Annotated in this window: 13 protein-coding genes; 6 read left to right on the top strand and 7 right to left on the bottom strand. The window is 72.0% G+C overall.

The features are described 5' to 3' along the window. Positions 1-101 precede the first annotated feature (101 nt). Together O7625_RS21540 and O7625_RS21535 are read left to right on the top strand one after the other, a co-directional pair. Positions 102-551 carry a CBS domain-containing protein gene (locus tag O7625_RS21540; RefSeq protein ID WP_282340994.1) on the top strand — a complete coding sequence of 150 codons (450 nt, stop codon included), beginning with the start codon at positions 102-104 and terminating at the stop codon, positions 549-551. Then, the gene (locus O7625_RS21535; RefSeq protein ID WP_282340992.1) at positions 548-1,846 is read left to right on the top strand and encodes an ArsB/NhaD family transporter; all 1,299 of its coding nucleotides are present in this window, start codon (positions 548-550) and stop codon (positions 1,844-1,846) included. Before O7625_RS21540 ends, O7625_RS21535 begins: the two co-directional genes overlap by 4 nt. Here O7625_RS21535 and O7625_RS21530 read toward each other — a convergent pair. The 5 genes from O7625_RS21530 to O7625_RS21510 form a co-directional block, all read right to left on the bottom strand. Continuing rightward, positions 1,828-3,120, bottom strand: a complete 1,293-nt coding sequence (locus tag O7625_RS21530; RefSeq protein ID WP_282347042.1) for a cation:proton antiporter — start codon at positions 3,118-3,120, stop codon at positions 1,828-1,830. The genes O7625_RS21535 and O7625_RS21530 overlap by 19 nt on opposite strands. Before the next feature lie 111 nt (positions 3,121-3,231). After that, entirely contained in the window at positions 3,232-4,560 is a 1,329-nt protein-coding gene (gene nhaA, locus O7625_RS21525) for a Na+/H+ antiporter NhaA (protein ID WP_282340990.1), read from the bottom strand. A gap of 374 nt (positions 4,561-4,934) precedes the next feature. Further along, on the bottom strand, positions 4,935-6,836 hold the full coding sequence (htpG, locus tag O7625_RS21520; RefSeq protein ID WP_084261314.1) for a molecular chaperone HtpG: 1,902 nt from the start codon (positions 6,834-6,836) through the stop codon (positions 4,935-4,937). Between the two features lie 64 nt (positions 6,837-6,900). Continuing rightward, positions 6,901-7,569: a class I SAM-dependent methyltransferase gene (locus O7625_RS21515; protein ID WP_282340987.1), complete on the bottom strand. Its 669-nt coding sequence runs from the start codon at positions 7,567-7,569 to the stop codon at positions 6,901-6,903. Between the two features lie 107 nt (positions 7,570-7,676). Continuing rightward, the gene (locus tag O7625_RS21510) at positions 7,677-8,216 is read right to left on the bottom strand and encodes a DinB family protein (protein WP_282340985.1); all 540 of its coding nucleotides are present in this window, start codon (positions 8,214-8,216) and stop codon (positions 7,677-7,679) included. A gap of 94 nt (positions 8,217-8,310) precedes the next feature. On the opposite strand from O7625_RS21510, the gene smpB reads away from it, so the two are divergent. Together smpB and O7625_RS21500 are read left to right on the top strand one after the other, a co-directional pair. Next, positions 8,311-8,796, top strand: a complete 486-nt coding sequence (gene smpB / locus O7625_RS21505) for an SsrA-binding protein SmpB (protein ID WP_282340984.1) — start codon at positions 8,311-8,313, stop codon at positions 8,794-8,796. 356 nt (positions 8,797-9,152) lie between these two features. Continuing rightward, entirely contained in the window at positions 9,153-9,515 is a 363-nt protein-coding gene (locus tag O7625_RS21500) for an SH3 domain-containing protein (protein ID WP_282340983.1), read from the top strand. Positions 9,516-10,030: 515 nt separating this feature from the next. On the opposite strand, the gene O7625_RS21495 is transcribed toward O7625_RS21500, so the two are convergent. Next, complete coding sequence (locus O7625_RS21495; RefSeq protein WP_282340982.1) at positions 10,031-10,882, bottom strand: hypothetical protein; 852 nt, start codon at positions 10,880-10,882, stop codon at positions 10,031-10,033. Positions 10,883-11,094: 212 nt separating this feature from the next. Between O7625_RS21495 and O7625_RS21490 the strand changes: the two genes are divergently transcribed. Both O7625_RS21490 and O7625_RS21485 read left to right on the top strand, forming a co-directional pair. After that, positions 11,095-11,667, top strand: a complete 573-nt coding sequence (locus tag O7625_RS21490; protein ID WP_282340981.1) for a helix-turn-helix domain-containing protein — start codon at positions 11,095-11,097, stop codon at positions 11,665-11,667. Next, positions 11,664-12,929 (top strand): MFS transporter, encoded by a 1,266-nt coding sequence (locus O7625_RS21485; protein ID WP_282340979.1) that lies wholly within the window; start codon positions 11,664-11,666, stop codon positions 12,927-12,929. Before O7625_RS21490 ends, O7625_RS21485 begins: the two co-directional genes overlap by 4 nt. Before the next feature lie 403 nt (positions 12,930-13,332). On the opposite strand, the gene O7625_RS21480 is transcribed toward O7625_RS21485, so the two are convergent. After that, complete coding sequence (locus O7625_RS21480) at positions 13,333-13,746, bottom strand: type II toxin-antitoxin system Phd/YefM family antitoxin (RefSeq protein ID WP_282340978.1); 414 nt, start codon at positions 13,744-13,746, stop codon at positions 13,333-13,335. Between the last annotated feature and the right edge of the window lie 43 nt (positions 13,747-13,789).

Here is a 13,789-nt window from a genome sequence, read left to right as displayed (position 1 = left end):
CCTGTCGATCGGCGGAGTTCGTACTAGGGTGACCGCAGGTGTGCCGGGAAGACTGGTCGGCGTGCGCTAACCCGTGCCCGAAACACCTTCGAGGAGTCGCCGTGCGCGCCAAGGACCTGGCGGTGCCGTTTCCCACGATCACCGTCGACGCCCCCGTGCTGGAGGCGGCCCGGCTGCTCGCCGGGCACAACCTGCCCGGACTGATCGTCGTCGACGCCGCCGGTCGTCCCGTCACGGTCCTGCCGGGCACCCAGGTGCTGCGCCTAGTCATTCCCGGCTACTGCCGGGAGGATCCGACCCTGGCCCGGATGATCGATGAGCCGTCGGCGGACGTGTTCCTGCGCGGTGCCGAGGGCCGTACGGTGGCCGACCTGCTGCCCCACGAGCAGCCGGGACCACCCGTGGTCGAACCGCAGGCCACCATCCTGGAGGTCGCCGCGGTGATGGCCCAGAAACGCAGCCCACTGGTCGCGGTCGCCGCCCGGGGCGCGGCGATGACGGGCGGAATCACCCTGGATGCTCTGCTCGACCGGATGCTGGGCACGGCGTGAGCGGCCTGGCCTGGGCGGCAGTGGCCGTCTTCACCGTCGCGTACGTGCTGATCGCCACCGAGAAGATCCACCGGGTCGCCGCCGCCCTCGGCGGCGCGGCGGTGATGTTCCTGATCGGGGCCACCGACACCGAGCACGCCTTCTTCTCCGAGCGGTCCGGCATCGACTGGAACGTCATCTTTCTGCTCGTCGGCATGATGCTCATCGTCGCGGTGCTCAAACGCACCGGCGCGTTCGAGTACGTCGCGGTGTGGGCGGCCAAGCGCGCCCAGGGACGGCCGTTCCGGGTGATGGTGATCCTGGTGCTGATCACCGCCATCGCCTCGGCGGCCCTGGACAACGTCACCACCGTGCTGCTCATCGCCCCCGTGACGTTTCTGGTGTGCGAGCGCCTGGACGTGCCGGCGGTGCCGTTCCTCATCGCCGAGGCGATGGCGTCGAACATCGGCGGTACCGCCACCCTGGTCGGCGATCCCCCGAACATCATCATCGGCAGTCGGGGCGGGCTGAGCTACAACGACTTCCTGGCCCACCTCGCCCCCCTGGTGGTGGTGCTGCTGGTGGTCTTCCTGGGCCTGTGCCGGGTGCTGTTTCGGCGGGCTTTCCGCTACGACCCCACCCGCGCCGCGCAGATCGCCGCACTGCGGGAGAGGGACGCGATCCGGGATCCTCGACTGCTCGTCCTCGGGCTGACGGTGCTCGGCGCGGTGACCGCCGCATTCGTCCTGCACACCACGCTGCATCTCGAACCGGCGGTGGTCGCCCTGCTCGGCGGGCTGCTCCTGCTCGCGCTGTCCCGGCTGGACGCGGGGGAGGTCAGCCGGGACGTCGAGTGGCCCACCCTGGTCTTCTTCGCCGGCCTGTTCATCATGGTCGGTGCGCTGGTCAACACCGGGGTGGTCGAGCAGATCTCCCGGGCCGCGATCGACGCCACCGCCGACCGCCTGCTGCCCGCCACGATGGTGCTGCTGTGGGGATCGGCCGCGTTGTCGGCGATCGTCGACAACATCCCCTACGTCGCGACCATGAGCCCGGTCGTTGCCGACATGGTCAACGCCGACGGCGACACCGGCCAGTCCCGGGTGCTCTGGTGGGCGCTGGCCCTCGGTGCCGACCTCGGTGGCAACGCCACCGCCGTCGGCGCGTCCGCCAACGTCGTGGTGCTGGGGCTGGCCGAACGCGCCGGGCAGCGGATCACCTTCTGGCAGTTCACCCGGTACGGGCTGGTCGTGACCCTGGTCACGGTGGGGCTGGCCGTGCCGTACCTGTGGCTGCGTTACTTCGTGCTGGCCTGAGCGTCGTCGGCGTCGCCGGGCCGGTCGGCCCTGTCTCCCGGTCTCGGCCGGGAGACAGGCGAGGGGCGAGGGACAGCGCGTCGCCACCGGTGCACCACCCCGTGCCACGCCGGTGCCTCCCGGGCCTCGTCGAAGGCGCGCGCCACCACCACGTCGGTGGAGGAGTGCGCCAAAATCGAGATGACGATGGTCAGCGCGACCAGGTGGAACACCTCGTCACCGGCGGCGATGCCGGACTCCAGGACCAGCAGCCCGTAAACGACCGAGGCGAACCCCTTCGGCCCGAACCACATCGCGGCGGCCTGCTCGCGCAGGCTCAGCCCCGAGCGCAGGAAGGAGATCCACAACGCGAGCGGACGGGCCACCACGATCGCCAGCACCGCGAAGACCCAGCCAGCCCAGGAGATCTCGCCGAGGAACTCCACCGAGATCAGCGCACCGAACACCAGCAGTGCCGCCAGCTTCAACAACTCGGCGACGTTCTCCCCGAAGTGCTCGAACGCGGCCCGTTCCCGGGGCCCGAAGGTGGCCACCGTGATGCCGGCGGCGAAAGCGGCCAGGAACAGGTTGCCGTGGGTGACCTTGCCCAGCGCCAGCACGAGCAGGCCGATGGCGACCCCGTTGAGCGGCGCGTACGCCGCCGAAGCGGCGAACCACCGGGTCCGTTCCAACGCGATCGCCGCCAGCGGCACCAGCACCCCGATGAGCAACCCCACCGCCAACTCGGTGCCCAAATCCCCCAGGTGCAGGTCGGTAGAGCCAGCCGCGACCGCGAGCAGCACCACCACGAACGGCAGCGCCAGGCCGTCGTTGACCCCGGACTCGACGTTGAGCAGGTGCCGCAGCCGGGCCGGCACCTTGTCGTTGCCGACCAGCGCGGCGGCGAACACCGGGTCGGTGGGGGCCAGGATCGCGCCGATCAGCAGCGCCTCCGGCCAGTCCAGCCCGGCCACGTAGTGCGCCAGCACCGCCGTCACCAGCAGGGTCAGGGGCAGGCCCCAGCCCAACGCGCGGCCCGGCAGCCGCCAGGCCGCGCGCAGGTCGGCCCAGCCGACCCGCATCCCGTCGGTGAACAGCACCGCGAACAACGCCAGCTCGGCCAATTGCGCCACGATCGGCGAGTCGGCCCGCAGGTGCAGCACCCCGGTGGTGTTCTCACCGAGCAGAAACCCGGCGACCAGGAACAACGCCGCGGTGGACAGGATCGTCCGGTGGGCCAGGGCGGACACCAGCACTGCGGCGAGCAGGACGGCGGCGAAGCAGAGCAGCAGCACGGCGAGACCTTCCGGGGCACGGACCAGCACGGTGCCGACCAGACTTCCCGGCGCTCCTCGGATCGCGGTGATCATAGCGACCAGGTGGGGGGCACCGCTGCGGTGGCCGGGTCACCGCCCGGCGGGGCGCTCCGACTCCGGTTCGAAGACGTCCGGCACGCCGTCGCGGTCCAGGTCGACGCTCTCCGCGTCGTGCACCCGCCGGTAGACGCGCCCCCGGGCGCGCAGGATGACGCTGGCCAGCAGCGCAGACAGCAGCGAGCCGGCGAGTACGGCGATCTTGGCGTGGTCGTCCCGCTCACTGCCGAGGCCGAAGGCGAGTTCCCCGATCAGCAGCGAGACGGTGAAACCGATTCCGCCGAGCAGTGCGAGGCCGAGCACGTCGAGCCAGTTGAGGCCCTCGTCGAGGTCGGCGCGGGTGAACCGGGACACCAGCCAGGTCGCGATCAGGATGCCGACCGGCTTGCCGACGATCAGGCCGACGACGATGCCGACCGCGACCCGGTCGGTCAACGCGGTGGCCAGTCCGGCGATTCCACCGACAGTGACGCCGGCGGAGAGGAACGCGAAGAGCGGAACGGCGATCCCGGCGGAGATCGGCCGGACCCGGTGCTCGAAGTGTTCGGCCAGGCCGGGCCCGGCGTCCGGGCCACCGGCCGCCGCGCTGCGGACCACCGGGACGGTGAAGGCGAGCATGACGCCGGCCACCGTGGCGTGCACGCCCGACTCGTGCACCAGCACCCAGGTGAGGGCCGCCAGGGGCAGCAGCAGCCACCAGGACCGGACGCGACGCTGCACCAGGAACGCGAAGGCGGCGAGCGGCAGCAACGCGCCCAGCAGCGGGCCGACGGACAGGTCCGAAGTGTAGAAGACCGCGATGATCATGATGGCGAGCAGGTCGTCGACCACTGCCAGGGTGAGCAGGAAGGTCCGCAGCGCCGACGGCAGGAACCGGCCCACCACGGCGAGCACCGCCAGGGCGAAGGCGATGTCGGTGGCGGTCGGGATGGCCCAGCCCCGACCGGCGTCGGCACCCGCCCCGGCGGCGATCACGTAGTAGAGGACGGCGGGCACGACCACCCCGCCCACCGCCGCGGCCACCGGCACCGCAGCCCGGCGGGGGTCGCGCAGGTCACCGGCGACGAACTCGCGCTTGAGTTCCAGGCCGGCGACGAAGAAGAAGACGGCCAACAGACCGTCGGCGGCCCAGGTGGCGAGGCTGAGATCCAGGTGCAGCGCCGCCGGGCCGACGGTGAGGTCCCGTAGCGCCTGGTACTGCCCCGACCAGGGAGTGTTGGACCAGACCAGGGCGATCAACGCCCCGACGAGCAGGAGTGCCCCGCCGACGGTCTCCTTGCGGAGAATGGTGGAGATGCGGCTGGTCTCGCCCCACGAACGGCGGGCGAACAGGCTGGTACGGCGCCGGTCGGCGTCGGTCACGGAAACTCCTCGTCGGCAGGGGTCACGTCGTCCATCGCCGACCAGACTTCCCGGCACACCAGGAACCAGCCTATCCGCCGACGCGGCGGACACATCGACGTTCGCGAACTGGGCGCAGACCCGGGCGCTGTCGGTACCCGACGGCGGCCCGTAGCGGCTCCCGCGCGCCGGGGAATTCCCGGTGTGGCGCCGTACCCGGGTTCCTGACGTGGCCGACCAGGTGTCCCGCACACCCGGTGGGGGATTGGCCGTCCGGCCAGCGGCGCGGTGCATTCCCGGGCCGCTGACCGGCTGAACACCGGGCCTCGGCGCGGTCCGGCGAGGCGCGGCATACCGGTCCCGGCCGGGGGGTGCCCGGCCGGGACCGGAGCGGATCAGAGGGTACGGGCCAGCCGGTCGGCGAGCAGCCGGGCGAACCGGGCCGGGTCGGCCAGGTCGCCGCCCTCGGCCAGCAGCGCCGTGCCGTAGAGCAGCTCGGCCGCCTCGGTCAGCGACGACAGGTCGTCACCCCGCTGGTGGGCGGCCCGCAGACCGGTGACCAACGGGTGGGTCGGGTTGAGTTCCAGGATGCGCTTGATCGACGGCAGCTCCTGCCCCATCGCCCGGTACATCTTCTCCAGGGTCGGGGTGATGTCGTTCGCGTCGCCGACGATGCACGCGGGCGAGGTGGTCAGCCGGGAGGAGAGCCGGACCTCCTTCACCGTCTCGGAGAGCGCCTCGCCGAGGAAGGTGAGCAGCGTGGCGTACTCCTTGTTCTGCTGGTCCCGGGCGACCTCGGTGGCCTTGCGCTCCTCCTCGGTCTCCAGGTCCACCTGCCCCTTGGCGATGGAGCGCAGCGGCTTGCCGTCGAACTGGCCGACCCGCTCCACCCACACCTCGTCGACCGGGTCGGTGAGCAGCAGCACCTCGTAGCCCTTGGCCCGGAACGCCTCCAGGTGCGGGGAGTTCTCCAGCATGGTGCGGTTCTCGCCGGTGGCGTAGTAGATCTCGCCCTGGCCCTCCTTCATCCGCGCCACGTAGTCGCCCAGCGTGGTGGGCTCGGTGGCGTGGTGGGTGGAGGAGACCGTGACCAGGTCGAGGATGGTCTCGGTGTTGTCCGCGTCCTCCAGCAGACCCTCCTTGACCACCCGGCCGAACTCGGACCAGAAGGTGGCGAACCGCTCGGGATTGCCGGCGCGCATCTCCTTGACCGTGCCGAGCACCTTGCGGACCAGCCGGCGACGGACGATCTGGATCTGCCGGTCCTGCTGGAGGATCTCCCGGGAGATGTTCAGCGACAGGTCGTGGGCGTCCACCACACCCCGGACGAAGCGCAGGTAGCTCGGCATCAGCGCGGCGCAGTCGTCCATCACGAAGACCCGCTTGACGTAGAGCTGCACCCCGCGACGGCCGTCGGCCTGGTAGAGGTCGTAGGGCGCGTGCGCGGGCAGGAACAGCAGCGCCTCGTACTCGAAGGTGCCCTCCCCGCGCATGTGGATGGTCTCCAGCGGGTCGGTCCAGTCGTGGCTGACGTGCCGGTAGAACTCCCGGTACTCCTCCTCGGCGACCTCGTCGCGCGAGCGCGCCCAGAGCGCCTTGCGGGAGTTCAGGGTCTCCACGGTGGGTTCGCCGCCGTCGACGCCCGGCACGGTGGTACGGATCGGCCAGGCGATGAAGTCGGAGTACCGCTTGACGATCTCCCGGATGGTGCTCCGGTCGGTGTAGTCGTGCAGGCTGTCCTCGTCGTCGGCGGGCTTGAGGTGCACGGTGACCGAGGTGCCCTGCGGGGCGTCGTCGACCGTCTCGACCACGTACGTGCCCTCACCGGTGGACTCCCAGCGGGTGCCCTCGGTCTGCCCGGCCCGCCGGGTGAGCAGGGTCACCCGGTCGGCGACCATGAACGTCGAGTAGAACCCGACGCCGAACTGCCCGATCAGCTCGCCGCCGACGTTCTCCTTGGACTCCTTGAGCTTGCGCAGCAGCTCGGCGGTGCCGGAACGGGCGATCGTGCCGATCAGTGACACGACGTCCTCGCGGGACATGCCGATGCCGTTGTCCCGGATGGTGAGGGTCCGCGCCTCCGGGTCCGCCACCAGCTCGATGTGCAGGTCGGAGGTGTCGACGTCCAGGTCGGAGTCGACCAGCGACTCCAGCCGGAGCTTGTCCAACGCGTCGGAGGCGTTGGAGATCAACTCGCGCAGGAAGACGTCCTTGTGCGAGTAGATGGAGTGCACCATCAGGTGCAGCAGCTGGCGTGTCTCCGCCTGGAACTCCAGCGTCTCGGTCCGAGTGCTCACACCAACCTCCTCGTACGGGCGTGCCAGATCCGCGCAACAGAATAGAGGTGCCGTGGCGGCCCGGTCACGCCCGGTCGTCGTCCCGACGGACCAGCAGGCAGGCCTGCGGGGTGCGTTCGGTCGCGCCGTCGAACTCCTGCGGGGCGCGCAACATCCGGGCCCGCTCCGGCAGCCCGGCGGCGTGCAGCAGGGCGGCCACCTGGTCCGGTTGGCGGCGACGGAAGGCCAGGGAGACCGGGTCACCCCACGCCTCGGTGTAGCGGACCGTCTCGTCGCCGACCTGGAAGGCGACGAGCGCGTGCCCGCCGGGGGCGAGCACCCGGTGGAACCCGGCGAAGACCCGGGGCAGCCACTCGTCGGGCACGTGGATGACGCTGTACCAGGCGACCAGGCCGGCCAGGACGCCGTCGGCCACCGGCAGGTCCAGCATGGACCCCTCGACGAAACGCAGGTCGGGGTGGGCCAGCCGGCCCTGGGCCAGCATCCCCGGGGAGAGGTCGAGCCCGGTGACGCTCAGGTCGAGAGCGCGCAGGTGGCCGGTGATCCGGCCCGGGCCGCAGCCGACGTCGAGCACCGGTCCGCCCCCGCCGGCCAGGACGGTCTCGGCGAACGCGGCGAGCACGGCCCGGTCGACCGGGCGGGCGGCGAGTTCGGTCCGGAACCGGGTGGCGTACCCGGCGGCCATCGTGTCGTACGAGGCGCGGGTCTCGGCGAGGAAGTCGGCGTCGGTCACGGCCGCGGACCCTACCGGCCGGGCGGCGTCACCGGGGGCTGCGCCACACCGACCGACCCCGCCCCCGACGTCGACCCCGGGGGCCACCCGCGACCTCGGCTCGGGGGTCAGCGGGTGGTCGTCGGGCGGGTGACGTCGTGCACGTGGTGCTCCACGTCGTGCAGGAAGTAGACGGCGAAGCGACCGACGGTGAACACCGAACCGTTGCTGCGCCGGCCCGACCGGGCCCACTGCGCGGCCGTGACGGCGTCGAACGCGGCGGCGGTCGCCTCGGCCTGGTCGGCGAGTTCCCCGGCCACCCGTGCCGGGTCCTGGTGCAGGTAGTCGTCCTCGACGGCGGTGGCGTCCTGGTCCCAGTTGGGGAAGACCGGGTCGTCCTCGTCGAGCATCAGCGCCAGCCGGCCCCGGAAGATCCGGCAGGTGTCCCGCACGTGGCAGGCGTACTCCGTCGGCGACCAGACGGTCGGCGCGGGCCGCCGGGTCGCGTCGGGCCGGGACAGCACCGCTCGCCAGACCGGGACGGTGGCGCGCAGCCGGTCCCCGGTGGTGTCGGCCCGCTGCGGTACGAAGCCGCACTCGGCGCACCCGTCGTCGATGACGAAGGTCCAGTCCCGGTCCTCCGGGATGATCGCCGTCAGGTCGTCCATGCGGTGATCATGCCAGGTCGTCACGGACCGACGGGTCGGGCACGACCGGACGGTAGGGTGGACGCCGACGGACGGGCGGGGCGGGGAGGTCGTGGTGGCGCGGGACGCGGAGCGCAGGCCCATCGCCGTCAACAAGAAGGCCCGCCACGACTACACCGTCCTCAAGTCCTACGAGGCGGGCCTGGTGCTGGCCGGCACCGAGGTGAAGTCGCTGCGGGAGGGGCGGGTGTCGCTGGTCGACGCGTTCGCCCAGGAACGCGACGGCGAGCTGATGCTGTACGGCCTGCACATCGCCGAGTACGGCTACGGCACCTGGACCAACCACCAGCCCCGGCGGACCCGCAAGCTGCTGCTGCACCGGGTGGAGATCGCCCGGATCCTGGAGAAGCTGCGTGACCCGGGGGTGACCCTGGTGCCGCTGTCGATGTACTTCAGCAACGGCTGGGCCAAGGTGGAGATCGGGCTGGCCCGGGGCCGCCGGTCCTACGACAAGCGGCAGGTGCTCGCCGAACGCGACGCCAACCGGGAGATCGCCCGGGAGTTGGGCCGCCGGCTCAAGGGCTGCCGTCCGGCACACTGAGGCGTGCGCTGGACGCGTACTGGCGGCGGCCGGCCGGGCGGCGCGCAATCTCCGCAAGCCATTTTTTCGGTACGCCGAAACGGCTGACCGCCCTGCGCCGGGTGTGGGTGGCCGCACGGGCTTTCCCGCCCCAGGATCACTGAAGCGAATTTCTCGCTGGTCATGCGCGCTTTCGTGTGATCACCGCAAAGGCGGTCGACCCCGATCTCCCATTTTGGACGAATTCATTTATAGGACATAAAGCATAATATGGGACCACGAATCGGACAGCTGACAGCCAATAGCGTCGATGCGCTTCACCATGGTGAAGCGGCGCAAACAGGAGTTCGCCGCTTCCAACCATTCGGGGAGAAGTCATGCAAAGGCTCAAGCGAGCAACGATCACCGTCGGCGTGCTCATGGCGGCGACCGCGATCGTGCCCGTCGTCTCGGCAGGTCCCGCCTCGGCCCACGCCGCCTGCGGTGTGTCGGTCGACGACAAGGACAGCAGCACCTGGCGGGCCACCGGTGGTGGCGCCAACATGCGGTCCGGGTCCAGCACGTCGTGCAGCATCAAGGGCACGGCGGGCAGCGGGCAGCGGTTGGACTACCACTGCTGGACGCGCGGGAACGACGGCTACACCTGGACCTTCCTCCGCAACGACAGCACGGGCAAGACCGGGTGGGTCCGGGACGACCTGCTGTCCGACAACGGCAGTCTCGTCTACTGCGGGTTCTAGTACGGCAGCAGCCTCGCTGGACAAGGCATGGGTTCGGTCGAGGCGGCCCGGTGGCGACAAGCCGGTGTGCCTGGTGACCACGCAGTCTCCGCACATCGCATGATGGGCAGGTGACCGGGTCCGGCTCCCTGCCGCGTCATTCGTCAATGCGACGACAGGCCGAGTCGGCGTCGATCGACGATGGCCCCCCGAGACAATCTCGGGGGGCCATTCCGCATCTGTCTGGTGGATCGCCGTCTCCGCCGGCAACATGCGTTCATTGAACCGGGCGCCACCGACGAAGAATGTCGTTGATCTGTCGTCTACGCAATTCCGGCAGGCGCAGGGAAAGCTCGGTGGAAAACCTCGCGGCCACTGCGGTCAAATAATCTCGGCGTCGATAGACGTGCGGGGGAAGGTGAACTCCGACGTTTTGTGAGCTGGCGGGAATTGCTTCGGCGCGCGCCGCCGCGGCCCGTGAATGTCGCACACGCGCTGTCGATTGATTGCGGACAGGTTGCCACGTCCCGAATGGTTCACGCCGGGCCGCCCTCCGCACCGGCGGTGTCGGCGGTGCCCGGTGAGCTGGCCAGCACCACCGCCGCGGCCACGGTGGCCAGGGTGGCCAGGACCGCCCAGGGCAGCCAGCCGGCCCGCACCCCGTCGCCGAGCAGCAGTACCCCGGCGACCGACGGGACGACGATCTCGACCGCCCAGAGCACGGCGGTGACCGGCCCGACCTGCCCGTGCCGCAGCGCGTGGGCGTAGAGGATCGTCCCGGCCACGCCGGAGACGACCAGTCCCCAGCTGACCGGCTCCCGCAGCAGGTCCCACAGCACCGTGCCGGGCTGGCCCAGCGGGTCGGTCGGCGGGGTGAACGCCCGCGCGCAGAGCGCGGTGATCCCCCAGGACACACCGGCCAGGGTGGCGGCGACGATCGGCCGGGCCACCCGCAGGGCAGCGACCCCGGCGGCGGCGGTCAGCACCGCCGCGACGGCCAGGCCGTACCGCAGCGCCGTCGACGCGGCGACCGGCGGTTCGGGGCCGGCGGCCAGCGAGATCACGGTGAGGGCGGCGACGGTGAGCAGGATCGCCCCGGTGTCCCGGCGGCGCAGCCGCGCGCCGAGCACGATCCGGGCGATGACCACGGTGACGGCGAGGGAGCCGGCGGTCACCGACTGGACCGCGTACACGGGCAGCTTCTGGAGGGCGACCAGGGAGGCGAGCCAGGCCAGCGCGTCGCAGCCCAGCCCGGCGAGGTAGAGCGGGTGGCCGAGTGCCCGCAGGGTGCTGGCACCGCGCCGGGCCCCGACGGCCTGCAGGACCGAGCCGACACCGTAGCCGAGGGCCGCGCCGAGCGCGAAGGTCAGCGCGAGCCCGGACGTCACCGCCCGCTCCCGGCCCCGCCGGGTCCGGCCGCTACCGCCGATCCGCTCATCGACACCGCCTCCGGCTCACGGGCCGGCCGGTCCGCCGGCCGATGCTCCCGTCGGATTGTCCCCGCCCGGTGTGCGGTCCGCAGCGCGTCGACCGTCGGCCCGCCGCGCCCAGTTAGACAAGAAGTCTTGTACTTCAAGTGTTGTTCTTCTACCGTGGCGGTATGACGGAGGAGCACACCCGGCACCTGACCGACCCGCGGGCGATGCGTGCGTTGGCCCACCCGACCCGGTTGCGGCTGCTCGGCGAGCTGCGTGTGCGGGGCCCGCAGAGCGTCGGCATGCTCAGCGACGCCATCGACGAGGCGGTCGGCTCGGTCAGCTACCACCTGGGCAAGCTGGCCGAGCACGGCTTCGTCGAGGAGGCCCCCGAGCACGCCCGGGACCGCCGCGAACGCTGGTGGCGCGCGACCCACGCCCGGACGTCCTGGGAGCCGGTCGAGCTGCTCGCCGACCCCGAGCGGCGGGCCGCCTCCGACCTGCTGCGCCGCGCGGTCCTCGACCGGTACACGGAACGGCTCGGCCACTACCTCGACGTCGAGGCGACCCTCGACCCGCAGTGGGTGCGCGGCACCGCCAGCAGCGACTCCTGGCTGCACCTGACCAGCGACGAACTGATCGAGCTACGGGCCGACCTGGAGGCGCTGGCCGCCCGCTGGCAGGCCCGCAGCGACCCCGCCCGGCCGGGGGCCGCAACGGTGACGTTGATGTACCACGCCTTCCGGGACCAACGGTGACGAAAACCCGCCATCGCGCCCCGCTGGTCGGCCTGCTGGTCGGCCACACGGTCTCGCTCACCGGCAACATGCTCACCCTGATCGCGCTGCCGCTCTACGTGCTCGCCGAGACCGGCTCGCCCGCCGCCACCGGCCTGACCGGCGCGGTCGCCGCCGTACCGATGGTGCTCGGCGGCGCGCTCGGCGGGGTGCTGGTGGACCGGATCGGCTACCGCCGGGCCAGCGTCCTGGCCGATGTGGTCTCCGGGCTGACGGTCGCCGCGGTGCCGCTGCTCGACGCCACCGTCGGCCTGCCGTTCTGGGCACTGCTCGGGCTGGTCTTCGCCAGCGGCCTGCTCGACACCCCCGGACAGACCGCCCGCAACGCCCTGCTGCCGGAGGCGGCCACCGCCGCCGGGGTGCCGCTGGAGCGGGCCGTCGGCTGGTACGAGGCCAGCGAGCGCGGCGCCCGGCTGATCGGCGCACCGGTGGCCGGGCTGCTCGTCGCCACCCTCGGCGCCCTCCCGGTGCTGGCCCTGGACGCCGCGACCTTCGCGGTCTCCGCGCTGGTCGTGACGGTGCTGGTGCCCCGCTCGCTGCACCCGGCCCCGCCGACCGACCCGGCCGGCGGGGGCTACTGGCGGGACTTCGCCGCCGGGGTGCGCTTCCTGACCCGGGAGCCGCTGTTGCGGGCGGTGGTGCTGCTGGTGCTGGTGACCAACTTCTTGGACGCGACCAAGAGCAACGTGCTGCTGCCGGTGGTGGCAGACCGGGAACTCGGCGGAGCCACGGCGTTCGGCCTGCTGGTCGGCGCGATGGGTGGCGGCGCGCTGGCCGGCTCGCTGCTGTTCAGCGCGGTCGGCCACCGGCTGCCCCGCCGGGCCACCCTCGTCACCGCGTTCGCCCTGGCCGGTGCGCCACCCTTCTGGGCGCTGGCCGCCGCGCCGCCGCTGCCCTGGATCGTCGCGGTCTTCGCCACGTCCGGATTCGCCGCCGGTGCGATCAACCCGCTGCTCGGCGCGGTGGAGCTGGAACGGGTGCCGGCGCATTTGCGGGCTCGGGTCTTCGGGGTGATCGGGGCGGGCTGCTGGGCCGGCATCCCGCTGGGCGCGCTCGCCGCCGGGGTGGCCGCCGACCGCTTCGGCACCACACCTGTCCTGTTCACCGTGGGCTGCTGCTACCTCCTGGTGGTCCTCACCCCACTGCTGGGCGGCCCCTGGCGCACGATGGACCGCCCGATCACCCCCACCCGCCCGGCCCCCACCCCCACACCCGTCACCTGAGCCGAATCCCGCCGCCCGGTTCCCATTCCCGGTTCCCATTCCCGCCCTCGGTTCCCGCCCCCGGTTCCGGCCCCGGTTCCCGTTCTCGGTTCCGGCCCCCGGTTCCCGTTCTCGGTGATCAAGAGGTTTACGTCAACTTGAAGATCGAAGTTGACGCAAACCTCTTGATCAGCTGACGCAAACCTCTTGATCACCGGGGCGGGGCGGGGCGAGCGGGGTGGGGCGAGCGGGGAGCAGGGTGGGGCGACCGGGGTGGGAAGTGGAGTCGAGTGGGCACGACGCGTCTACCGGCGGGCGTGCCGGTCGTGGCACGGGTCGGGATCGCCCCGGGGGCGGGCGCGACGCGGGTCGGGCTGGGCGGCCGGGATGACGCGGTCACCGTGGACGTCGGGTGTGCCCGGGGTCAGTCGCGGCGGAGGTCGGTGTGGGCGGCACGGAGCCGGTCGACGGTCGGGTCGGTGCCGGGCGGGACGTGCCGGTCCAGCTCGGCCCAGACCTCGGCCAACGCATCGGTCACCGCCCGCAGCTCGGCGGCGTGCCGGCGGGCGCCCTGTCGGTGCGACTCCTCCAGGCGACGGGCCCAACCTGCGGTCACCGTGCCGAGGCGCTCGTCGTCGGCGCGGGCCTGGGCGGCGCTGCGCGCGGCGGGGGCCGGCACGATCGCGGCGACCGGCCGGGTGTCGCCGTCACGGGTGACCAGGGTGACCGTGTCGGTCAGCTCGGCCATCGCGATCAGCTGGGTCAGCCGGGTACGCAGCTCGCGCAGCGGCACGGATCGGGGTTGACCACTGTGGTGGGACAGCGCGGGGGCAGCCATGCCCACATCCTCCGATCCGGGTACGACATTTATCGCCATGACG

The sequence above is a fragment of the Micromonospora sp. WMMD714 genome, from assembly GCF_029581315.1.
Lineage (GTDB): Bacteria > Actinomycetota > Actinomycetes > Mycobacteriales > Micromonosporaceae > Micromonospora > Micromonospora rifamycinica.
Note: the sequence above shows the minus strand (reverse complement) of the source record. Positions and strands in the feature narration are given on the sequence as shown.